Origin of the sequence: Thalassospira sp., from assembly GCF_002709775.1 — a bacterium.
Lineage (GTDB): Bacteria > Pseudomonadota > Alphaproteobacteria > Rhodospirillales > Thalassospiraceae > Thalassospira.
In genome coordinates, this window is sequence record NZ_PAQR01000066.1 from 15,997 (window position 1) to 36,993 (window position 20,997).

Consider the following 20,997-nt stretch of genomic DNA (forward strand, 5'->3'; position numbering starts at 1 on the left):
CGGTTTTCCCGTTTGCGCGTAGTTTCAGGAGTTTAGGCAAAGAGATTCTGTTATTTACTTCACGGTGTGAAGTAAATCTCCGGCGTAACCTCCCGCCCATTAGTTCGCATATGCAAAATAATGGGAACGCATTCTTTATATGTATTGTTGCTTTTGACGGTTTCTTTGGCCGCAATCCTAGTAAGCGATGGAACCGTTCCAATGTAAAGACGACGAAATTGACAATTTAAGACGAAAAATTGTACATTTTTACATATAACCATTTGGAATAGATGTGCGACAAAAAGGCATGCCTGATCAACCGTCCCGACAAATTCCGATCTCAAGCCCGGTTACGCGTTCGGAAACACTTGCCGACAACCCGTTCGAGGATCTGCTGCCGGTCACGACACAGGCAGTGATGGATCGCTTTGATCATCCGTTGTCGGTTCAGTCCTGGGTGATGAATGATCCCGGTCGCCGTGACCGGTGTTACGCCGTGCTGTTGCTTGGCGGGCGGGCCGAGATCGGCTTGCGGCAGGGCACGATTACCTGCAAGGCCCCAGCGCTTGTCTGGTTGCCGCTTGGCGAAACGCAGCGCTTTAGCGTTGCGGCGGGCAGTGACGGGTATTTGCTGTCGGTGGCTGATGATCTGGTGGCGCGCCATTGCGGGGATGGCAGCGGCGTGGCCGGGGGAACGCCCGCCGGGGGTGGCTTGCCGTTGCGCTTTGCGGCCGATACGGTCCATAACGTCACGCCGGCCGAGGACAGTGGAAACCTTTTATTGCTTGAACGCAGCTTTGAAACCATCCGGGCGGAACTCATGCAAAATGCGCTTGGCGCCAGTCTGGTGGTCGGCGCGCATCTTCAGATCATCCTGACCATGGTCCTGCGTCTGGCTGAAGGTGTCATGGCCCAGCGGGATAAACATGGTCCGGGCTCAATCACGTTTCAGCGGTTTTTGCAGGTGCTTGAGCTGCATTTTCGCGAACACTGGCACGTGGCCGATTACGCAACCGCGCTTGGGGTGAGTGAACGGCGTTTGGGATCGGCTGTTTTGCGCGCGACCGGCAAGCCGCCACTGACCATCATCCACGAACGGGTGTTGCGCGAAGCCTGCATGCGTCTTGAGCAGTCACCGTTGGGGGTGGCACAGATTGCTTATGGTTTGGGCTTTCGCGACCCGGCCTATTTCAGCCGGTTTTTCAAACGTTATATGGGCGAGGCGCCTGGTGCCTACCGCCGGCTCAGGCGTGCTGCGGAAAGGTTGCGCGACGATACCTTTGCTGCTTGGCCCTAAGCATTTGGCAGCAATCCGTGGGTGTTACCTTCATCACCTTTCACGGGGATGTGTCCCATTCCTTATGGGATAAAAGATTGCATTGCCTTTTTTTGATCCTACTTCTTTGCTTTAACCGTAATATCAGGGCCAAAACCTACTAATTTGATTGGAATGGCAGCTTTTATGTTTGTGAAATCCAAGGAAAAGCCCGCCGGGCGGGTTGGTATCCCGGACAAGGGTTTTGACGCAGGAGTTTGCAAACATAAAAGCTGTCCTTCGGATCGCTCAGATTTGCACGGGCTACTTTGTCGCAAAACCTTGAAAGATATTTATCTTCCAGCGGCTTTGCTTCGCGTATCCGCACAAATCTGAGCGACCATTCGAACCAAATTAGTAGGTTCTGGCCCTGGCAATGCAAAATCAGATTGGATCGATCGTGCGTAAAGGCAAAACCCTGTTTCTTGGTCTTCTGGCCGTTCTTGTTCTGCCGTTTGGCATCAGCCTGGCAGAAGACCCACCGGGTGAGAAAAACAAGGAACGCTATACGTGGCGTAATGCGCCGCGCCATTCGGCGGGGATCGCCCCCGATGCCGAAGCCAACCGCGATCAGGCGATTGTCATGGTGATGGCGGCTGATACCTTTGGCTGGCGCAGTTATTTCGCCGTTCATCCGTGGATCATCTACAAACGTGCCGGTGACACCCGCTATACCCGCTATGACGTGGTTGGCTGGGGCAGTGGCAATGTGGTGCGCCAGAACTACGCGATCCCTGATGGCCTCTGGTACGGATCAGAACCCAAACTGATGGCGGATCATCGCGGTGAGGCAGCTGAAAAGCTGATCCCCGAAATCGAAGAGGCGATTAAGTCCTATCCGTTTCCGCGTGAATATCGCAGCTACCCGGGGCCGAACAGCAACACGTTTATTGCCCATATCGGTCGCGAAGTGCCCGGCCTAAACCTTGATATGCCGGCCAATGCGATCGGCAAGGATTATCGTCCGATCACCAATCCGGTCGGGCTTTCATCGAGCGGGCAGGGTGTTCAGGCAAACCTTCTGGGGGTGCTTGGCATGTCACTTGGTCTGGAAGAAGGGATCGAGCTTAACCTGCTTGGCCTTAATTTCGGCATCGACTTCAACCGTCCTGCCTTGCGCCTGCCGTCTATCGGGCGTCTGGGCATGGATAGCGTTAAGCAGGTCAAGGCCGAAGACGCCGCAAATGATGGCGCTACCCAGGCCGAAAGCGCCGAAGCGGCCCTTGAACCCAGCAGCTAACGCTACCGCGCACTGATCCGGTCCCGCGGTTAGAAGCAGAAAACGCCACCCTGAAAGGTGGCGTTTATGTTTTGGGCATCCTGATCAGGCAGCCTGACCCCAGCGTGGGAACGGATCGGCAAGATCGGCATAGCGTTCGGGATCGAAGCGAACCGACAGGCCGTCTGTGTCGTCTTCAATCAGGCATTCCGACAGACGGGCGCGGAGGGCTGCCTCATCCATATTTTGCCCGATAAAGACGATTTCCTGTCGCCGGTCGGCAAAGACCGGATCCCATTTCGACAAGACCATGTCGCGCCACGCCGGATTGTCCGGCCATCTTTCCCGCGGAACCGCACACCACCAGGTGCCAAGTGCCTCGGTCTTGACCGCTGCACCGGCCTGACTGATTTCACCAACCCAGTTCGGACGGTTGGCCAGCCAGAAATGACCCTTTGCCCGCAGGACGCCCGGCCATTCGCTGTTGATAAAGGCGTGGAAGCGTTCGGGGTGAAACGGCAGGGAGGTTCGGAAGGTAAAGCTTTTAATCCCGTATTCCTCGGTCTCGGGTACATGATCGGCAAAGCCATAAAGCTCCTTGGCCCACAGCGGATGGCTTTGGGCGCGATCAAAATCAAAGCGACCGGTATTCAGGATCTTTTCGGGCACAACGATGCTGTTGCTGGTCTCAATCACTTCGGCATCGGTATTGAGCGCCTTGATGATAGCCAAAACCGATCTGCGTTCATCATCGGAAATCAGATCAAGCTTGTTCATGACGATGACATCGGCGAACTCGATCTGATCGACCAGCAAATCGACAATGCTGCGATTGTCTTCGTCACCCAGACTTTCGCCCCGGTCGGTCAGCATGTCGGTGGAGCTGTAATCGGCAATCATGCGCGCGGCATCGACCACGGTGACCATGGTATCAAGCTTGGCTATATCACCCAGAGACTGACCGTTTTCATCACGGAAATCAAAGGTGGCCGCGACGGGGAGGGGTTCGGAAATGCCGGTGGATTCAATAAGCAGGTAGTCAAACCGGTCCTGCTCGGCGAGGCGACGGACCTCAGCCAGAAGGTCATCGCGCAGCGTGCAGCAGATGCAGCCATTGGTCATTTCGACCAGCTTTTCATCGGTCTGGGAAAGTTCTGACCCGCCATTGCGGACAAGGTCAGCGTCAATGTTGACCTCGCTCATGTCATTGACGATCACCGCAACCCGCAATCCGCGACGATTGTTTAGGATATGGTTCAAAAGGGTGGTCTTGCCGGCCCCCAAAAAGCCGGACAGGACAGTAACGGGAAGGCGTTTCATCAATCTACCTCGGTTGGGTATTGGGATAAGTGTTATGTTATAACGTAGCATTTATCGATTGATGAAATGGAACGCAATCAAAAATTCAATTGCGCGAAGAAGGCCGCGTAACCCGGCCTTACCCGTTAAGGTACCAGATGGCGGCATTCAGAAGTGTGGCAAACCCGACCCATGCGACATAGGGAAGCAACAGTACCCCGGCGAGGCGATCCAGTCGGAAGAAGAAAACCGTGTTGATCACGATCAGGATAAGGAGCGCGATGATATCAATCAGGCCCTGCAAAGGTGACTGCGCCCCAAAGAACAGGAATGACCAGGCTAGGTTAAGTGCCAATTGCGCGCCATAAATTCCAAAGGCCAATTTTGTCTGGGTAAACCCGTTGGTCAGCCAGACGCGCCAGCCGCTAAAGGCGATCATGAAGTAAATGATGGTCCAGACCGGTGCGAACAGCCAGTTGGGTGGATTGAAGAACGGCTTGTTCAGTGTCGCGTACCAGTCATTAACACTGGTGGCCGTCACCGCCCCACCAAAGGCCGAAATGATCAAGCACAAGACCATAAACGCAATCAGGGCAAAGACCCGGGTGCGATGATTGGGGCGCGGGTTTGTGGTTTGCTGTGTCGTCTCGGTCATGGGGACCTGATCCTTGGCGTTAGTTGGTGACGTCGTTAATGGTGGCGATCAAAGCATCGAAATAGGGGTTCCAGGTCAGGCGACCATGATATTTACCGGGCTCGGTATAACCCCATGCACTGCGCCAGAGTTTGGCGCGATCATCTGGTCGTTCAATCTCTTCCTGACCGTTCTCGATAAACACAAAGCTTCCATCTATGCCGTAATAGGGATTACCTGGCGAAAACAGTGCGCTCAGATGTGAGAAATTGCTGATCTGTTGATCTGGAAGATTGCTGTTAAGGCTTTTGATCCGTGGATCATCACTTGGCGCGCTGGTGTCATCATACCAGACAAAACGCGATGCCGGGTGGGTGAAACCGGTTTCAAAACGACGTAATATGGCCAGCGGATCAAGGACGCTGTCATCGGCACTCATCGAAACAAGCGCCGGGCGCTCAAACGGGGCGTTATCAAGTGCATCTTCGACATCGGTAACACTGCGGTAATAGAGCACGGATGCCTTGGTCGACAGGGATTGATAGTTGATGGCGTTGTCTTCGGCGTCGGCGTCAACCCAATCCCAAAGATGCTGAATGACGGGTGTCAGGAACAAAAGATTGGTGCCCGGTTCAATGCCCGGCGAAAACAACAAAAGACCAGAGATTTCAGGATTTCGCGCAGCATAACTTGTCACAAGGTTGGCACCGGTGGAAAACCCGCCAAGCCAGACTTCATCGACTTCGCGTTCAAGCAATTTGACCTGATGGGCGACCGCCGCGGTCCAGTCGGCATAGTTCGGGATGCTGAGATCGGCCGGACGCGTCCCGTGACCGGGCAGCAGCATGGATCTCGCCAGCCAGCCGTTTTGGGCCATCTCGGCTGAGATATCATGGAAATACCACGGGCTTGCGCCCAGTCCATGAACAAACAGCACACCGCGTTTGGGGGCATCGCCATCCGGTGTCGTTCGGCCCAGCTCAAACGGAATATTGCGCGCCAGTTCGGTTTCATGATCATCGGTGATGAAAACCCGATGCTCGGCCACCCAGTCACGGGTTTGCGCGACATATTCGGCAAAGCTTTCTTGGGTGTAGGGCGGGATATCGGGCGATTGCTGATAAAGTTCGTTCTCGGGCGGGAAGGCGCAGGATGTAAGCACGGCAGTCGGGATCAGAACGGTCAGGATCGTGCGCGCTGTGCGGGCGATTGCGCGGCGCCAATCTTTAATTTCGTCCGAAGTGGTCTGGTTGTGACGCATCTGATCCCCGTTGCGTGTTTGGTCGTCAGGCAGTGGCGACACAAATGCGCGCAACTGTTTGAAAATGTACGCCGAACTTTAGCCGGGCAGATCACTTGTTGCCTGTTTTCAGTAGGCTGCGCAAACAAAACCGCCCTGCATCATATCAACGCAGGGCGGTGGGATTTGTTTCAGGCCTTGGTGCTTTTGGCGGTTTGGCCAAACAGGACTTTCTTGTCCTCTTCGCTCATTTGCCATTTGCTGAGATCTTCGCCGGCCTTGTAGGCCGCAACTGTCGCCGGACGGGCCTTGATGGTTTCAAACCAGCGTTTGAGGTTCGGGAAGTCATTAAGGTCCTGCTGTTGTTTCTCGTGGCTGACGATCCACGGATAGCAGGCCATATCCGCAATCGTGTAGTCATCACCGGCAATGAATTTGCGGCCCTCAAGGCGCTTGTTGAGGACGCCATAAAGACGGTTGGTCTCATTGACATAGCGGGTGATGGCGTAGGGCAGTTTTTCCGGGGCATACGTGCCAAAATGATGGTTTTGCCCTGCCATCGGGCCAAGGCCGCCCATCTGCCAGAAAAGCCATTCCATCACAGTTTTGCGTTCACGCACGCCGGTTGGCAGGAACTTTCCGGTTTTTTCGGCGAGATATTGCAAGATCGCGCCCGACTCAAACACCGTGATGGCATCCCCGCCATCTGCCGGGTCGTGATCAATGATCGCCGGCATGCGGTTGTTGGGCGAAAAGGCGAGGAATTCCGGTTTGAACTGATCCCCGGCGCCGATATTGACCGGCACGATCTTGTACTCCAGTCCGGCTTCTTCAAGGAACAGCGTGATTTTATGGCCGTTGGGTGTCGGCCAGTAATACAGATCAATCATGGGCTTATCGCTCCTGCAAATCTTTCTGGTGGCTTCATCAATAATCGAAGCTTGCCAATCGGGACGTTATGGGTCAATTTAAAACGATCATTCCAAAATGCAAACGCAGGTTACGCATCGTGCAAATGCGATGCCCTGCAAGGAGACATCATGATCCGTTTTTATTATCACCCGACCCCGAACCCGCAGAAAATCTCGATGATGCTTGAGGCATCCGGATTGCCTTACGAGGTCCTGCCGGTTGATACCCGCAAAGGGCAGCAACATGACCCGGCCTTTCGGGCGATCAACCCGAATGGCAAGGTGCCAGCCATTGTTGATACCGATGGACCGGGCGGCAAGGAAGTGCGGGTGTTTGATTCAAACGCGATCCTGCTTTATCTCGCCGAAAAGTCGGGCAAGTTCCTGGGTAAGCCGGAAGATCGCGGTGAGTTCCTGTCATGGCTGATGTTCATCGCAACCGGCCTTGGCCCGTTTTCGGGGCAGGCCGTGCATTTCCAGCATGTCGCACCCGAAGGCAGCGACTATGGCGTCAACCGCTATCGCAATGAGATCGCGCGCCATTATCAGGTGCTTGAAGACCATCTTGAAGGTCGCGAGTTTATCGTTGGCGACGAGATGACGATTGTTGATATCTCTGCTTGGGGCTGGATCGACAAGGCACCGTTCGTTCATAAAAACCCGGATGTCTGGGACAAGTATCCCAACATCAAACGCTGGTTTGACGCGATCAACAGCCTGCCGGCCGCCATCAGCGCACGCGAAGTCGGCAAGAACCATGCGTTCAAAACCGAGATGGACGAAGAAGCAAAACGCGCGATGTTCCCGTCGAATTACTCCTAAGCCCAATCGCGGCTTTAAACGAAAACACCCCGACCAATCTGGCCGGGGTGTTTTGCTTCGATATTAAGGTGTCTGATGATCAGTCGCTGGTTTTAGCACCAAACTGCTTATTGAACTGCAGGACCAGAAGCGTCACCACAGCCCCGGACAGCAGGTAAGCCCCAACGCCGGGCAGACCGAACTTGTCACACAGATAAAGTGCGATCAGCGGTGCGAAGCCAGCGCCGAGCAACCATGCAAGGTCGGATGTAAGGGCCGAACCGGTATAGCGGTATTCGCGCTTGAAGTTCGATGCCAGTGTACCGGCCGCCTGACCAAAGCACAGGCCCAGAACCGCAAAGCCACCTAAAACAATCATGCCTTCATTGATGATGTTATAGGTGTAAAGCAGCGGTGTCAGAACAGCACCCAGCAGGATGATCCCGGCACTGTAGCCGAGCAAGCGGCGACGGCCGAGCTGATCAGCGATAAAGCCCGATGCCACAATCCCGAAGGCACACAGAACTGCACCAACACCCTGGGTCAGCAGGAACTGGCCCGGATTGCCGTCGGCATAGAGGAACACCCAGCTCAGCGCAAAGACCGTGACCAGATGGAATAGTGCGTAGCTGACCATCGGCACCAGTGCGCCCAACACGACTGTACGTCCGTTATGTTTGAGCGTATCCATGACGCGGGCTGCTTCGAGCTCGTTCTTTTCCAGCAGATGGCCGAACTCCGAGGTTGCCACCAGACGCAGGCGGGCAAACAGCGCGACCACGTTAATGGCAAAGGCGACGAAGAACGCGTAGCGCCAGCCAAAGGCCAGGAAGTCATCCGGATGCAGGGTCAGCAGAAGGTAGGCAAACAGTGATGCGGCGAGCATGAAACCAAGCGGTGCGCCCAGCTGCGGGATCATCGCATACCAACCCTTGCGGTTGTCGGGCGCATTAAGTGCCAGAAGCGATGCAAGCCCGTCCCATGCACCGCCCCATGCAAGACCCTGCAGGAAGCGGAAAGCACACAGAAGATAGATCGCAAGCACCCCTGCCGAGGCAAAGCTTGGCAGGAAAGCCATGGCCGCGGTGGAGCCACCGAGCAGGAACATGGCAATTGTCAGTTTCACACCACGTCCATATTGGCGGTCCACCGTCATGAAGACGAGGGATCCGACCGGACGTGCGATAAAGGCCAGAGAGAAGATGGCAAAGGAATACATGGTGCCGACAAGGGCCGTTTCACCGGGAAACAGCAATTGCGGAAAGACCAGTACCGATGCGATGCAATAGACGAAGAAATCGAAAAACTCGGATGTCCGGCCAATAATCACGCCAAGCGCGATTTGTCCCGGATCATTGGTGGCGTCGGCGTTGTGATGCCGCGCATCGCGTTCCAAACCTGAAGAGGTGGCGGTCGCGTAGTTTTCTGTCGTTTGGTTCACGCCGTTCTCCCTAAATCACTGGTCGGACCATTTTGGTCCTAACTGCTTTTGATTGGATCACAAATCCGGATCACAGAACGATACGACTTTGGATCGAGTCTAAGTATAGACATGTGAATTGCAAACGTCAGTGTCAATTATCGTTCTGCACCGCACAACGTCCGGTTTACATTAGAATGATAATTGTCATTATGACCCTGCTATGCGCCGCGGGTAGCTTGACATTGCTGCGATGCAGCTATAGCAATCTCGCCAACTTTCCGATCCGGCATTTTTTTGAAAAAAAATTGCTTTCTTTGTGCCCTTTCCGTGGATGTTTGGAATTGTAATTCCTATATGCGGTTGCGGCGGGGTACGGCGCGTAGCGGTCTTTGGTGGATCGCTTATGCGACTCATTGGCATATGGTTGCCTTTGAGAACATCTTCCAGTGACTGAGGAAGTATGAAGCGCATGCTTTCAAAACTTGTACGTGGCGTCGCATTGACCTCAATGTTCTCGCTTCTGGCCGGTTGCAACCTTGTTGTGATCGATCCGTCGGGCGATATTGCCTCTCAGCAGGCCGACCTTATTATCGTATCAACCATCCTGATGCTGCTGATCATTGTTCCGGTCATGGCATTGACGGTCTTCTTTGCCTGGAAATACCGGCAGGGAAACAAGGATGCGGAATACGATCCCGAATGGCATCATTCCACCAAATTGGAAGTTGTCATCTGGTCTGCCCCGCTGGTGATCATTATTGCCCTTGGCGCGATTACGTGGGTTACGACCCATACGCTTGATCCGTATCGTCCGCTCGACCGTATTGATGCTGAACGTCCACTGCCAAAAGATCATGAGCCGATGGTGATTGAAGTCGTTTCTCTCGATTGGAAATGGCTGTTCCTGTATCCGGAACAGGGCATTGCGACTGTCAACGAACTCGCAGCTCCGGTCGATACGCCAATCCAGTTCAAAATCACCTCTTCGGGAATCATGAACTCGTTCTTCATTCCGGCTCTTGCGGGCCAGATTTATTCGATGGCGGGGATGGAAACAAAACTCCATGCCGTAATCAATGAAGAAGGTGTTTTTGACGGGTTCTCGGGGAACTACAGCGGTGAGGGGTTCTCTCATATGCGCTTTAAGTTCCACGGGCTGAGCCAAGACGGGTTTGATGCCTGGGTCGATAATGTGAAGGCCGATGAAAACCTTTTGGGGCGTTCGCAATATCTTGAGCTTGAAAAACCCAGCATCAAGGAACCGGTTCGGTACTTCAGCTCGGTAGATCCGGAACTTTACAACGCGATCCTCAACATGTGCGTTGACCAGTCGAAAATGTGCATGAACGAGATGATGCATATTGACGAAAATGGTGGCGGCGGTCTGGCCGGTATCAATAACGTCATGTCCTTGACCTATGACGTGCCGCAGATGCGTGGCAGTCAGCCATTGCCCGAAAGCAAGTCCTACGTTGCGACGCTTTGCACTGCACCGGAAGGTGGCTTGGCTGGTGAACTTGCGAACCTGCCGTTGTTTGACAATGAACAGGTCTCGCGTGCCATGAGTGTTGCGCCGTCAGGTGTTTCAACAGGGTTCTGAAGCAGTGCCGGTTGGTAAAAGCCAACCGGCCCTTCGCAGTTTTGGCATCGGCTACGATGCCTGTCTGCATTTGAAAGAAGAGTAATCCGATGTTCTCTAATCCGGACCTTTTACATTTTATATTTGGCCGGCTGTCACTTGATTCACTTCCGTTCCATGAACCGATCCTTGTGGTGACGTTTGCGGCGGTGGTTCTGGGCGGTATCGCTGTTGTCGGCGGTATCACCTATTTCCGCCTCTGGGGATATCTCTGGAACGAGTGGATCACGTCGATTGACCACAAAAAAATCGGCATTATGTACATCATATTGGCGCTTGTCATGCTTTTGCGTGGTTTCTCCGATGCGCTTATGATGCGTGCCCAGCAGGCGATGGCTTTTGGCGGCTCGGAAGGTTTCCTTCCCCCTGATCATTACGATCAGATATTCACCGCCCACGGCGTAATCATGATCTTCTTCGTGGCCATGCCGCTGGTGACGGGGCTTATGAACTTTGTCGTGCCGCTACAAATCGGCGCGCGTGACGTTGCGTTCCCGTTCCTGAATAATTTCAGCTTCTGGATGACCACCTGTGGTGCCGCGCTGATCATGGTGTCGCTGTTTGTCGGTGAGTTCGCGAAAACCGGCTGGCTGGCCTATCCGCCGCTGTCTGACATTGTCTACAGTCCGGGGGTCGGGGTCGATTATTATATCTGGGCCTTGCAGATTGCCGGTGTCGGGACGTTGCTGTCGGGGGTCAATCTGGTTGTGACCATCGTCAAAATGCGCGCACCGGGCATGTCCATGATGAAAATGCCGGTCTTTACCTGGACGGCACTTTGCACCAACGTTCTGATCGTGGCTGCGTTCCCGGTTCTGACCGCTGTTCTGGTTCTGCTTGGTCTTGACCGCTATGCGGACACCAACTTCTTCACCAACGATCTTGGCGGTAACGCCATGATGTATATCAACCTGATCTGGATTTGGGGGCACCCGGAGGTGTACATCCTGATCCTGCCAGCGTTTGGTGTGTTTTCCGAAGTTGTATCGACCTTCTGCCGCAAGCGTCTGTTTGGTTATAGCTCGATGGTTTATGCCACCGTGGTTATTACCATCCTGTCCTATATCGTGTGGCTGCACCACTTCTTCACCATGGGGTCCGGGGCAAGTGTGAATGCCTTCTTTGGCATTACCACCATGATCATCTCGATCCCGACCGGTGCGAAAGTCTTCAACTGGATGTTCACGATGTATAAGGGCCGCATCAGTTTTGATGTTCCGATGCTGTGGACCATCGGCTTTATGCTGACCTTTGTGATCGGGGGCATGACGGGTGTTATGCTTGCGGTTCCGCCGGCTGACTTTGTGTTGCATAACAGCCTGTTCCTGATTGCGCATTTCCATAACGTGATTATCGGTGGTGTGGTGTTCGGGATGTTTGCCGGTATCGTTTACTGGTTCCCCAAGGCATTTGGCTTCAAGCTTGATCCGTTCTGGGGCAAAATGTCCTTCTGGCTCTGGCTTGTCGGGTTCTATTTCGCCTTCATGCCGCTTTATGTTCTTGGTCTGATGGGGATTACCCGCCGCATGAGCCAATTTGACGATCCGTCGCTTCAGATCTGGTTCGTGATTGCCGCCTTTGGTGCGCTTCTGATTGCCGGTGGTATCGGTTCGTTCATTCTGTCGATCGTTGTTGCGGTGATCAAACGTGACAAGCTTCGTGATGAAACCGGTGACCCATGGGGGGATGGTCGTACGCTGGAATGGTCGACTTCGTCGCCGCCCCCAGCCTACAACTTTGCCTTTACCCCGGTTGTCCATGATCTTGATGCATGGGCCGACATGAAGAAACGTGGTTATGTCCGTCCGACGGAAGGCTTCCTGGATATCCATATGCCGAAAAATACCGGCGCTGGCTTTATCCTTGCTGCGATCTCGCTCGTTCTTGGCTTTGCACTTGTCTGGCACATCTGGTGGCTTGTTGCGGCAAGCTTCATCGTGCTGATCGTCGGTGCAATTGCCCATACCTTCAACTATGACCGCGATTATCACATCCCGGCATCTGAAGTCGTGGAAACCGAAGACGAACGTACTGCCCTTCTGGCAAAACAGCAGGCGTAAGGGAATGACAATGGCGAATAACACTGCCGCACAGACCGAAATGCCGGTCTTTTACCTGAAAGAAGAGCATCACCCGGAAACCGGGACGATGCTTGGCTTCTGGATCTATCTGATGAGCGATTGCCTCATCTTTGGGATTCTGTTTGCAACCTATGCCGTTATTGGCCAGAACTATGCCGCAGGTCCTTCGCCTGCTGATCTGTTTGATCTCGAACTGGTAGCGATCAACACGTCGATGTTGCTGTTTTCCTCGATCACCTATGGCTTTGCCATGCTGGCGATGGAAAAGGGCAATGTTGCAGGCACCCAGCTTTGGCTGGCGATTACCGGCCTGTTCGGTATCGCCTTCGTGGGCTTGGAACTTTATGAGTTCCATCACCTCTGGCACTTGGGCGCGACGCCGATGCGCAGTGGTTTCCTCTCCGCGTTCTACACGCTGGTGGCGACCCACGGTCTGCACGTGACCTTTGGCATCATCTGGCTTGTGACCCTGATGGTTCAGGTTGCCCAGCGCGGCCTGATCGTCGAGAACAAGCGTCGCCTGATGTGCCTGTCGATGTTCTGGCACTTCCTTGACGTCGTCTGGATCGGTGTCTTCTCCGTTGTTTATCTGCTGGGAGTTCTGGGATGAGCGCACATTCACACGCACATGATGACCATCACAGCGATGGTGGAGCGTCTCACGGTACTTACAAAAGCTATGTGATCGGGTTCGTCCTGTCGGTCATCCTGACCGCGATCCCGTTCTGGCTTGTCATGGACGGTGTTCTTGACAGCAAGGTTGCAACCGCCCTTTGGGTCATGGGGCTTGGGGTTATTCAGATCATTGTTCACATGGTCTATTTCCTGCACATGAACACCAAATCCGAAGGTGGCTGGAACTTCCTTGCGTTGATCTTCACCATCGTGATCGTGGCGATTGCCATCGCCGGTTCGCTGTGGGTGATGTATCACCTCAACACCAACATGATGCCGCAGATGGATCACGATATGATCCCGAGCTTCGGCTAGGCACTGCTTGATATTTGAAGGGGGCGCGATACCTGTATGGGGATCGCGCCCTTTTTGTTTAAACATCCGCTTACTGCCTTTTGAAAGAACCCGGCATGTCTGACGACCAGCTTTCCAACCCTGCAACCGACACCCCGAAAAAGGGCCCCTCGACGACAACAAAGATCGTTGTCGTGCTGCTGGCGTCCATCCTGTTTTCCGGGTTTTGCGCCCTTGGCTACTGGCAGGTTGAACGCCGGGCGTGGAAGCTTGATCTGATTGAACGGGTGGAGGCGCGCGTTCATGGCGATGCGGTGGCGGCCCCGGCACGGGGTGACTGGGAAAATGTCAGCCGGGCGCGCGATGAATATCGCAAGGTCAGTGTGACGGGCACCTATCGCAACGATCTTGAAAGTCAGGTCTATACCGCCACCGATTACGGTGCGGGCTATTGGGTTCTGACCCCGTTGATGCGGAATGACGGCACGATCGTCATGATCAATCGTGGTTTCGTTCCGACCGAAAAACGTGATCCCGATACGAGGCCCGAAGGCATGGTGGAGGGCGAAGTTACCGTAACCGGCCTGCTTCGCATCAACGAACCGGTCGGTACCGTCATGCGCGACAACGTCCCATCCGAGGAACGCTGGTATTCGCGCGATGCGCATGCGATGGCCACCAAGCGGGGCCTTGATGCTTCAAACGTCGCGCCATACTTCATTGATGGCGACGGGGCGGAAAACCCGGCCAAGCTGCCCCTCGGTGGCCTGACCAAAATTAGCTTCCCCAACAACCACCTGTCCTATGCCCTGACATGGTTTGGTATGGCGTTGCTGACACTTGTGGCAGCGTGGATTGTTCTGCGTCCGCGCAAGCCGTCAAACAACGACGATTGATCCATCCTTTATTCCAGTGTGGATAGCTCTGGCCATGGAATGTCCTTGCGCATGGTGGCACCGGTCCAATTGATGATGTTAGGCGTATGCTTGCCCGCATGGTGGGCGTGGAGCACAGCATTCAGATTGGGTGGCCGATAGAGCACACGCTCAAGCGATCCTTCGGTTGAGTTGTCATGCAAGACGCCAGTGCTGATGTTCCAGCGTTCCAGTGCGCTGACATGGATGGCCTCGTTGATCGTCTCAAGCCCCGCGGGGATGATGTTGCGCCGATCATAGTCCGGGCATTCAAGACGCAGCTTATCCCAGAAGGTCTTTGTTGCGGGCGCGATTTGCTCGATAAGGCGCTGATAAGGATACAGACGAGAGTCTGCATAAAGCGCCGTGCGGCTTTCATAACCGCGCCCATCGACCGATGGGGCTAGCTTGGTTTTCAGATCCGTCTCATCGATCTTGAGCTTGGTGTGTTTCTTGACCCGCTTGATCATCCAATCAAGCGTGATGTCAGAAAGCCCGCAATCATCATAAGACCCGCCAACATTGCTATGCACGCCGGGGAACCAGACCTGCTCGACGATCTGGTCTTTTGGCAGTTTGCTGCCCTTTTTCTTGACCCAGAGCGTTGGCGAAAAGGCACTGCGTTTCTCATCAATCGCCATGGCATGCAGGGCAACCCGGACGTTCGCGCCAAGCTGAACATCATGGAAATGATACTTGGCCGGGATCAGGCGCCGCCCAAGGTCGCCTGGAATACCAAGCGACCCGACTGTATCCCAGACGCCAACGCATTCAATCGGGACGTCCTGATGGGCTTCGATATCAAGGGTCGAAATCTTGGTGCGTTTTGCCTCTGCCGATAATTCTGAGCTGGCAATTTTTGCGATATCATCCTGAAGCGGATGGCCAAGATAGGGCGGTTTCAAAATACCACACAGCCCGATCAACCCGGCCAGACTGCGCGCGGTAAAGGCACCGCGTGAAAAGCCAAAAATAAAGATCTCGTCGCCGGGCTGATAGTTGTTGCCAAGGAAGCGATAGCCATCAACGACGTTTTCGAGCAACCCATTGCCAAACGCACCGCCACGGACCTTGTCGAACAAATCGCCGGTACCAACCCCGCGATCATAAAACACGATCTGGGAGATATCCCCGGCAATGCTGGGGACAGCACGCAGAAGTTTGACGACATTGGTGGGTTGGGGCGTGTTGGCCGGTTCCTGCCAGGTGCCGTCAAAAAACACGATAAGTCTGCGCTTGGTCATGTGAAGTCCCCTGTGTGTGATGTGATGCCCCTGCGATCGTTTTTGGGTCGCTTTGGGTGATATTATACAACTCAGAGGCGATTTTATTAAGGGCTATCGCATATAATGAAAGCCTGCGGGTTTGCGAGCTTCTTTGATGGGCGCCTGACATCCTCCTGCCATACAGCTGTCAGGAACCTGCGAGTGGTGCGATTTACATTGTTGGGAAACAAGGGGAAATTGCGGCTGCATAACGCACATAACAACACGCGCAAACGCAGGAGCACTCTTAATGTCATCAGATCGGAATTTGACCTTTTATCACGCGATCCCGTCCCGCAGCGGTACTGTCCATTGGATGCTGCAGGAACTGGGCATTCCGTTTGATGTCAAACTTCTCGACATTCGCGGCGGGGAAGGGCAAACGCCAGAATTCCTTGCACTAAATCCGCTTGGCAAGGTGCCGACCATCGTCCATGGCGACACGGTCGTGACCGAGGCGGCCGCCATTTGCTGCTATCTGGCGGATTTGTATCCCGAGGCGGGACTGGCACCAAAACTCGATGATCCGAAACGCGGCGAATATCTGCGTTGGTTGTTCTTTTCGCCGTCCACCATCGAACCGGCCATGATTGACCGGGTACGCCACTACACGGCAGAAGACAGCAGTCAGAATTCCTATCGCGATTGGGAAACGCTGGTGCCGATCCTGGTTGATGTTGTGGGCAAGGCGGACCCTTGGCTGATGGGGGAGAACTTCACCACTGTTGATGTGGTGTTTGGTTCGACCATCCGGTTTGGCTGCATGTTTGGCATTCTGCCGAAATATCCGGAGTTCGAGGCCTATATCGCCCGGATCGATGCGCGCCCGGCTTATCAACGCGCGCAGGAACTCGATGCGCCGCATTTTGCTGCTGCCATGGCGGGCTAACCCGGCGGCTGTAATGGTATGACGAATAAAAGGGCCGGTTTCTGCGATTTGGAACCGGCCCTTTGGCATTTTATCGGCCTTTAAAAGGCGTGCTTAGAGATTGGTATGATCAATCACTTCGCCGCGTGCCGGATAGTTTTTGGCAATCACGAAATCAAGGGCGCCAAGGATCTGGTCAAAGGCCGGACGGGCAAATGGCATGGTCTGAACCGTGCCGAAATAAAGCGTGCCATCCGGGCGCACCAGAAACAGACCGGGCTCAGAAAAGATGGCCGGCTCTTCATAACCGCTTGAGGTCACACCGTTCGAGGTCGAGATATAAAGTCCCCACTCGCGCGCGTTCTCAAGTGACAGGCCATAACCAAGGTCAACATTCTCAAGGCCCCATTTCGCCTTGGCCTCGGTCGCGCGGTCTTCGCCGTCGGACGAAACCACGACAACATTGACGCCGCGCTTGGCGAAGTCTTCAAGCTTGGTATCAAGATCCTTGAGGTATTTGCCGCAGATCGGGCAATGCAGGCCGCGATAGAAAACGACCATGGTGAAGTTTTCCGGTTTCTGATCGGCAAGCGACCATGTGCCGCCACCAACAAGCGGGACGGAAAGCGATGGCACCTTCTGGCGCGGCATAAGCGGGGTAATTGCAGACATTTCGTTCCTCATGACTTGGGCCGTGTTTTGTTACACTTATTATGGAATGATCATTCCATAAATCAACAACAAAGATCCGGCATCACCGAACTGTGATGGGAAGCTTCTGTCGGGAAGGGCTGTTAAACCCGCTTGGCGACGATGAAGCGCGATCCGGTGCTTGCCGGATACTCACCGGTTTCAAGTATCTCAAACCCGGCGGCACGGATCATGTTTTCAAGCCGGTCATAGTTCAGGAAATGCACGCGCGGCGCTTTGCCAAGTTTCTGCAAAACCCAGATCAGCGGTTTGAGATAGCCAAGCTTTTGACCAAGGCAGGGTGTTTTGGAAATCAACATACCGCCGGGTTGGATGATGCTGTGCAGGGTGGCGATCGCGTCTTCTGGCTCATCAAGCAAATGCAGGATGTTAAAGCCAAGCACGACGTCATAGCGATCAGCGGTAGCGGCGATGTCTTCAATCGTCTGCTTTGCAAAACTGACGTTGGTAATCGCTTCATCCCGGACCTTGTCCCGGGCAATTTCAATCATACGCCCGGAAATATCGGTGCCGGTCAGCTGCGCGACATTGGGGGCCAGTTTCAGGGCCGTTGTGCCAGTGCCACAGCCGATTTCAAGAACCTTCTGATCGGTCGAAAGATAGGCGCGCGTGCGGTTAAGGGTTTGCGCATAAGCGGCTTCGTTACCGATCCGCTTGCGGGCGTATTTGTCGGCTACAGAGTCCCAGAAGGTGTCGCTGCGTTTCATGTGGTGTCCGGCTTGTGTACCCGATTTGCGGGCATTGATTGAAGTGCCGGACTATCAAGGAGTGCAGAGCAAAGCGCAACCGGAAACGATCAAGAAAACGTTCTGGTTTAGTCGAGGGCGGCCAGAATGGTGTCGGTGTAATCCTGCAGGGTTTCCTGATCCGCACCACGGCGCGACATCAGTTGAACGCCCTGGAATGATCCGGTCAGGAAACGTGCAAGTGCGCGGACATTCTTGGTTTTGGAAATCGTGCCCTGATCGATGGCGCGTTTAAGGGCGGCGGCAAAGGTATCCTCGGCCCGGCGGAATGCCTGATGGGCGATGGCCGCCGTTTCCGGATCGTGCGGGGCAAGTTCCATACCGGAATTGACCATCAGGCAGCCCTTGTGGCGGCCTTCGGCACAGCCGGTTTTGGCCGTGTCGCGGAATGTCTTTTCAATTGCCGCGCGGCCGTCCTCGATATTGCGCAGATCTGCAAAACGCTGCGCACTGATTTTCTGGCTGTAATGATCAAGGACACGCAGGAACAGCGCCTTCTTGTCGCCGAAGCTTGCATACATGCTGGCGCGGTTCAGGCCGGTTTCATCAACCAGATCCTGAATAGAGGTCGCTTCAAACCCCTTGCTCCAGAAAATGTTCATGGCGTTATCAAGAACGCTTTCTTCGTCAAACGCACGTGGCCGCGGCATCAGCAGATCCTTTGATCAGTTCCAAACTTTGGAACGAGTGTTCTATAATTCAGATCAAGATGGGCCGTCTGGGACGGAAAATCAACCAGCAGCTTATAGCCCACTGAGAAATCAGGATTTTACGATCCGATCGAGGGTGACAAAGCTGTAATCCGGCCCGTCAGGGTTATCGACCTTTTGGCGTGCAGTTTCGCGCCATTGATCGGCAGGAAGGGGATCAAGGAAGGTGTCACCTTCGATCTCGGCATGGACTTCGGTCAGCTCATAACGCGTCGTAAAGGGCAGGGCGAGGTGATAGATCTGCGCGCCCCCGCCAATGATCACTTCATTGACACCATCACGCGCGGCAATTTCATCGGCCAGGGCGATGGCGTCTTCCATGGTGTGGCAAACCCGGACATTTTCATGCTCATACGACCAGTCGGTGTCACGGGTGACAACAATCGATGTGCGTTTGGGAAGCGGGCGACCGATGGCCTCGAACGTTACGCGCCCGATGATCATCGGCTTGCCAAGGGTGAGTGCCTTGAACCGTTTCAGGTCTTCGGGCAGTTCCCACGGCATCCAGCCATCCTTGCCAATAGCACCATTGGCGGCTGCGGCAACAACGGCAACACGTTCAATCCTGGGATCTGCCATCAAACAGCAACCTTGCCGGCGATATGCGGATGCGGGTCATAGCCGCTCAGTTCGAAATCATCAAATTTGAAATCAAAGATCGATTTGACGGCCGGATTGATCTTCATGGTCGGAAGCGGGCGGGTATCACGCGCAAGCTGTTCTTCGACTTGATCAAGATGGTTGGTGTAAAGATGTGCATCCCCAAGGGTATGGACAAAATCACCCACGCCCAGATCACAAACCTGCGCGATCATCATGGTCAGAAGCGCATAGGATGCGATGTTGAACGGCACACCCAGGAAGATATCGGCACTGCGCTGATAAAGCTGGCAGGACAGCTTGCCATCGGCGACATAGAACTGGAACAGGCAGTGGCACGGCGGCAGGGCCATGTTGGGCACATCTGCAACGTTCCAGGCCGAAACGATCAGACGGCGGGAATCGGGATTGTTTTTGATCTGGTCAATCAGGCCGGTGATCTGGTCGATGGTTTCGCCATTCGCCCCGCGCCAGGAGCGCCACTGGCCGCCATAGACCGGGCCAAGGTCGCCGTTTTCATCTGCCCATTCGTTCCAGATGCGCACGCCATTATCCTGCAGATATTTGACGTTGGTGTCGCCATCAAGGAACCACAGAAGTTCATGAATGATCGATTTCAGATGCAGCTTTTTGGTGGTGACCAGCGGGAAGCCTTCAGAAAGGTCAAAACGCATCTGGTGACCAAATATCGAGACAGTCCCGGTGCCGGTCCGGTCTTCCTTGCGCGTGCCGGTGTCACGCACCAGACGCATCAGATCGAGATATTGCTGCATGCTGTTCCCTGCATTTTTGGAATCGCTTTTGTCGCAGCATAGTCAGGTCGACGGGCACGGGCAAGCGACGCCATCCGATCTTTGTTATGCCCATTATTTCGCAGCCTCTACTGACACATCCTGTCAGGACAGGTCAGGTAAAATCGCGAATGTCGGGTATAGTCAGCTTTCAGGGATTTGGGTGCATTTGCCACATGGGAGTGTTGGTTTTGCAAAAGGCTGTTCAGTGGGTCGATTGGAATGGAAATGGCCTTGAATACTGTTTCTGTCAGTCTGGTCCGGACGGGATAGAGCTTGAAGGAGTCGTGGTCGGGACGCGTCAGGGCCACTATGGCGGGTCTTATCTTGTGGTGACGGATGCCGCGTTCGCCACCCGCGAGGTCAAGGTAAGCTATGTTGGCGGGGCAGAATTGCACGTGACGTCAGACGGCAAGGGAAACTGGTTTGATTGCATCGCAAAGCGCGACCTGCCGTCTTTGGTGGGGTGCCTTGATGTTGATATCGCCATCACACCCGCGACAAACATGCTTCCGATCAAGCGATTGAAGTTAAGCGAGGGCGAAGCGCGCGAGATCTCAGCGGCCTATGTGCCGTTGCCAAACCAGATAGAGGGCGATTTTGTGCCCCAAAGCGCACCACAGCGTTACACCTGTTTGATGCCTGATCGCCGATATCGCTATGAAGGGCTGTTTCGCAATTTCTCGGCGGAGCTTGAGATTGATGACATTGGTCTTGTCCTCGATTACCCGGACACCTTCCGTCGCGTGTGAATTCCCGCAAGACGGGTGATGGTCGCTTGCCGGGATTGTGAAATGTTCCTGCGAAAATCAAAAAAAGATTTCCCGATTCCCCTTGTGAAACGGGGGTCCTTTGACCTATATAGGGGCCGTCGGGGCA

The 20,997-nt window shown here is 54.4% G+C and carries 21 protein-coding genes; 10 read left to right on the forward strand and 11 right to left on the reverse strand.

Going from position 1 to position 20,997, the window contains the following annotated elements; genetic code table 11:
- Positions 1-289 precede the first annotated feature (289 nt).
- The gene (locus tag CMO10_RS19515; protein ID WP_297025100.1) at positions 290-1,279 is read left to right on the forward strand and encodes a helix-turn-helix domain-containing protein; all 990 of its coding nucleotides are present in this window, start codon (positions 290-292) and stop codon (positions 1,277-1,279) included.
- Between the two features lie 394 nt (positions 1,280-1,673).
- Complete coding sequence (locus CMO10_RS19520; protein WP_297025101.1) at positions 1,674-2,537, forward strand: DUF3750 domain-containing protein; 864 nt, start codon at positions 1,674-1,676, stop codon at positions 2,535-2,537.
- Between the two features lie 84 nt (positions 2,538-2,621).
- Here the strand turns inward: CMO10_RS19520 and zigA are convergent, their stop codons facing one another.
- The 4 genes from zigA to CMO10_RS19540 all read right to left on the reverse strand — a co-directional run bounded on the left by zigA (position 2,622) and on the right by CMO10_RS19540 (position 6,579).
- A complete protein-coding gene (zigA, locus tag CMO10_RS19525; protein ID WP_297025103.1) occupies positions 2,622-3,836 on the reverse strand; it encodes a zinc metallochaperone GTPase ZigA in 1,215 nt (404 codons plus the stop codon).
- Positions 3,837-3,954: 118 nt separating this feature from the next.
- Positions 3,955-4,470: a TspO/MBR family protein gene (locus CMO10_RS19530; protein ID WP_297025106.1), complete on the reverse strand. Its 516-nt coding sequence runs from the start codon at positions 4,468-4,470 to the stop codon at positions 3,955-3,957.
- A gap of 19 nt (positions 4,471-4,489) precedes the next feature.
- Complete coding sequence (locus tag CMO10_RS19535) at positions 4,490-5,710, reverse strand: alpha/beta hydrolase (protein ID WP_297025108.1); 1,221 nt, start codon at positions 5,708-5,710, stop codon at positions 4,490-4,492.
- Positions 5,711-5,880: 170 nt separating this feature from the next.
- On the reverse strand, positions 5,881-6,579 hold the full coding sequence (locus CMO10_RS19540) for a glutathione binding-like protein (RefSeq protein WP_297025110.1): 699 nt from the start codon (positions 6,577-6,579) through the stop codon (positions 5,881-5,883).
- A 150-nt stretch (positions 6,580-6,729) separates the two neighbouring features.
- Between CMO10_RS19540 and CMO10_RS19545 the strand changes: the two genes are divergently transcribed.
- Positions 6,730-7,422 carry a glutathione S-transferase family protein gene (locus CMO10_RS19545; RefSeq protein WP_297025112.1) on the forward strand — a complete coding sequence of 231 codons (693 nt, stop codon included), beginning with the start codon at positions 6,730-6,732 and terminating at the stop codon, positions 7,420-7,422.
- A 79-nt stretch (positions 7,423-7,501) separates the two neighbouring features.
- Here the strand turns inward: CMO10_RS19545 and CMO10_RS19550 are convergent, their stop codons facing one another.
- Complete coding sequence (locus CMO10_RS19550; RefSeq protein WP_297025115.1) at positions 7,502-8,842, reverse strand: MFS transporter; 1,341 nt, start codon at positions 8,840-8,842, stop codon at positions 7,502-7,504.
- 451 nt (positions 8,843-9,293) lie between these two features.
- Between CMO10_RS19550 and cyoA the strand changes: the two genes are divergently transcribed.
- The 5 genes from cyoA to CMO10_RS19575 all read left to right on the forward strand — a co-directional run bounded on the left by cyoA (position 9,294) and on the right by CMO10_RS19575 (position 14,409).
- Complete coding sequence (cyoA, locus tag CMO10_RS19555) at positions 9,294-10,424, forward strand: ubiquinol oxidase subunit II (protein WP_165374901.1); 1,131 nt, start codon at positions 9,294-9,296, stop codon at positions 10,422-10,424.
- Positions 10,425-10,513: 89 nt separating this feature from the next.
- The gene (cyoB, locus tag CMO10_RS19560) at positions 10,514-12,523 is read left to right on the forward strand and encodes a cytochrome o ubiquinol oxidase subunit I (RefSeq protein WP_008892052.1); all 2,010 of its coding nucleotides are present in this window, start codon (positions 10,514-10,516) and stop codon (positions 12,521-12,523) included.
- 10 nt (positions 12,524-12,533) lie between these two features.
- A complete protein-coding gene (cyoC, locus tag CMO10_RS19565; RefSeq protein ID WP_297025119.1) occupies positions 12,534-13,154 on the forward strand; it encodes a cytochrome o ubiquinol oxidase subunit III in 621 nt (206 codons plus the stop codon).
- Positions 13,151-13,534 carry a cytochrome o ubiquinol oxidase subunit IV gene (locus CMO10_RS19570; RefSeq protein ID WP_044828315.1) on the forward strand — a complete coding sequence of 128 codons (384 nt, stop codon included), beginning with the start codon at positions 13,151-13,153 and terminating at the stop codon, positions 13,532-13,534. The genes cyoC and CMO10_RS19570 overlap by 4 nt, the downstream gene beginning before the upstream one ends.
- Positions 13,535-13,629: 95 nt before the next feature.
- Positions 13,630-14,409, forward strand: a complete 780-nt coding sequence (locus CMO10_RS19575; RefSeq protein ID WP_297025121.1) for an SURF1 family protein — start codon at positions 13,630-13,632, stop codon at positions 14,407-14,409.
- Positions 14,410-14,417: 8 nt separating this feature from the next.
- Here the strand turns inward: CMO10_RS19575 and CMO10_RS19580 are convergent, their stop codons facing one another.
- A complete protein-coding gene (locus CMO10_RS19580) occupies positions 14,418-15,671 on the reverse strand; it encodes a DUF2235 domain-containing protein (protein WP_297025122.1) in 1,254 nt (417 codons plus the stop codon).
- Positions 15,672-15,942: 271 nt separating this feature from the next.
- Between CMO10_RS19580 and CMO10_RS19585 the strand changes: the two genes are divergently transcribed.
- Positions 15,943-16,581, forward strand: coding sequence for a glutathione S-transferase family protein (locus CMO10_RS19585; protein WP_297025123.1), 639 nt, complete (start codon positions 15,943-15,945; stop codon positions 16,579-16,581).
- Between the two features lie 93 nt (positions 16,582-16,674).
- On the opposite strand, the gene CMO10_RS19590 is transcribed toward CMO10_RS19585, so the two are convergent.
- The 5 genes from CMO10_RS19590 to CMO10_RS19610 form a co-directional block, all read right to left on the reverse strand.
- Entirely contained in the window at positions 16,675-17,232 is a 558-nt protein-coding gene (locus CMO10_RS19590; protein WP_297025124.1) for a peroxiredoxin-like family protein, read from the reverse strand.
- A 122-nt stretch (positions 17,233-17,354) separates the two neighbouring features.
- Positions 17,355-17,978, reverse strand: coding sequence for a class I SAM-dependent methyltransferase (locus CMO10_RS19595; RefSeq protein ID WP_297025126.1), 624 nt, complete (start codon positions 17,976-17,978; stop codon positions 17,355-17,357).
- A 107-nt stretch (positions 17,979-18,085) separates the two neighbouring features.
- Positions 18,086-18,667: a TetR/AcrR family transcriptional regulator gene (locus CMO10_RS19600; protein ID WP_297025128.1), complete on the reverse strand. Its 582-nt coding sequence runs from the start codon at positions 18,665-18,667 to the stop codon at positions 18,086-18,088.
- Between the two features lie 111 nt (positions 18,668-18,778).
- Positions 18,779-19,306 (reverse strand): dihydrofolate reductase, encoded by a 528-nt coding sequence (locus CMO10_RS19605; protein WP_297025130.1) that lies wholly within the window; start codon positions 19,304-19,306, stop codon positions 18,779-18,781.
- Entirely contained in the window at positions 19,306-20,100 is a 795-nt protein-coding gene (locus tag CMO10_RS19610) for a thymidylate synthase (protein WP_297025132.1), read from the reverse strand. The genes CMO10_RS19605 and CMO10_RS19610 overlap by 1 nt, the downstream gene beginning before the upstream one ends.
- 209 nt (positions 20,101-20,309) lie before the next feature.
- On the opposite strand from CMO10_RS19610, the gene CMO10_RS19615 reads away from it, so the two are divergent.
- Complete coding sequence (locus tag CMO10_RS19615; RefSeq protein ID WP_297025134.1) at positions 20,310-20,870, forward strand: putative glycolipid-binding domain-containing protein; 561 nt, start codon at positions 20,310-20,312, stop codon at positions 20,868-20,870.
- Positions 20,871-20,997: the final 127 nt, after the last annotated feature.

Excerpts from the sequence above, each read along its gene's own strand:
- cyoB (WP_008892052.1), top strand. The coding sequence starts at position 10,514 with ATGTTCTCTAATCCGGACCTTTTACATTTTATATTTGGCCGGCTGTCA.
- CMO10_RS19595 (WP_297025126.1), bottom strand. The coding sequence starts at position 17,978 with ATGAAACGCAGCGACACCTTCTGGGACTCTGTAGCCGACAAATACGCC.
- CMO10_RS19535 (WP_297025108.1), bottom strand. The coding sequence starts at position 5,710 with ATGCGTCACAACCAGACCACTTCGGACGAAATTAAAGATTGGCGCCGC.
- zigA (WP_297025103.1), bottom strand. The coding sequence starts at position 3,836 with ATGAAACGCCTTCCCGTTACTGTCCTGTCCGGCTTTTTGGGGGCCGGC.
- CMO10_RS19515 (WP_297025100.1), top strand. The coding sequence starts at position 290 with ATGCCTGATCAACCGTCCCGACAAATTCCGATCTCAAGCCCGGTTACG.
- CMO10_RS19585 (WP_297025123.1), top strand. The coding sequence starts at position 15,943 with ATGTCATCAGATCGGAATTTGACCTTTTATCACGCGATCCCGTCCCGC.
- CMO10_RS19540 (WP_297025110.1), bottom strand. The coding sequence starts at position 6,579 with ATGATTGATCTGTATTACTGGCCGACACCCAACGGCCATAAAATCACG.
- CMO10_RS19520 (WP_297025101.1), top strand. The coding sequence starts at position 1,674 with ATGCAAAATCAGATTGGATCGATCGTGCGTAAAGGCAAAACCCTGTTT.
- CMO10_RS19600 (WP_297025128.1), bottom strand. The coding sequence starts at position 18,667 with ATGCCGCGGCCACGTGCGTTTGACGAAGAAAGCGTTCTTGATAACGCC.
- cyoA (WP_165374901.1), top strand. The coding sequence starts at position 9,294 with ATGCTTTCAAAACTTGTACGTGGCGTCGCATTGACCTCAATGTTCTCG.
- CMO10_RS19530 (WP_297025106.1), bottom strand. The coding sequence starts at position 4,470 with ATGACCGAGACGACACAGCAAACCACAAACCCGCGCCCCAATCATCGC.
- CMO10_RS19605 (WP_297025130.1), bottom strand. The coding sequence starts at position 19,306 with ATGGCAGATCCCAGGATTGAACGTGTTGCCGTTGTTGCCGCAGCCGCC.
- cyoC (WP_297025119.1), top strand. The coding sequence starts at position 12,534 with ATGGCGAATAACACTGCCGCACAGACCGAAATGCCGGTCTTTTACCTG.
- CMO10_RS19610 (WP_297025132.1), bottom strand. The coding sequence starts at position 20,100 with ATGCAGCAATATCTCGATCTGATGCGTCTGGTGCGTGACACCGGCACG.
- CMO10_RS19580 (WP_297025122.1), bottom strand. The coding sequence starts at position 15,671 with ATGACCAAGCGCAGACTTATCGTGTTTTTTGACGGCACCTGGCAGGAA.
- CMO10_RS19575 (WP_297025121.1), top strand. The coding sequence starts at position 13,630 with ATGTCTGACGACCAGCTTTCCAACCCTGCAACCGACACCCCGAAAAAG.
- CMO10_RS19570 (WP_044828315.1), top strand. The coding sequence starts at position 13,151 with ATGAGCGCACATTCACACGCACATGATGACCATCACAGCGATGGTGGA.
- CMO10_RS19590 (WP_297025124.1), bottom strand. The coding sequence starts at position 17,232 with ATGTCTGCAATTACCCCGCTTATGCCGCGCCAGAAGGTGCCATCGCTT.
- CMO10_RS19545 (WP_297025112.1), top strand. The coding sequence starts at position 6,730 with ATGATCCGTTTTTATTATCACCCGACCCCGAACCCGCAGAAAATCTCG.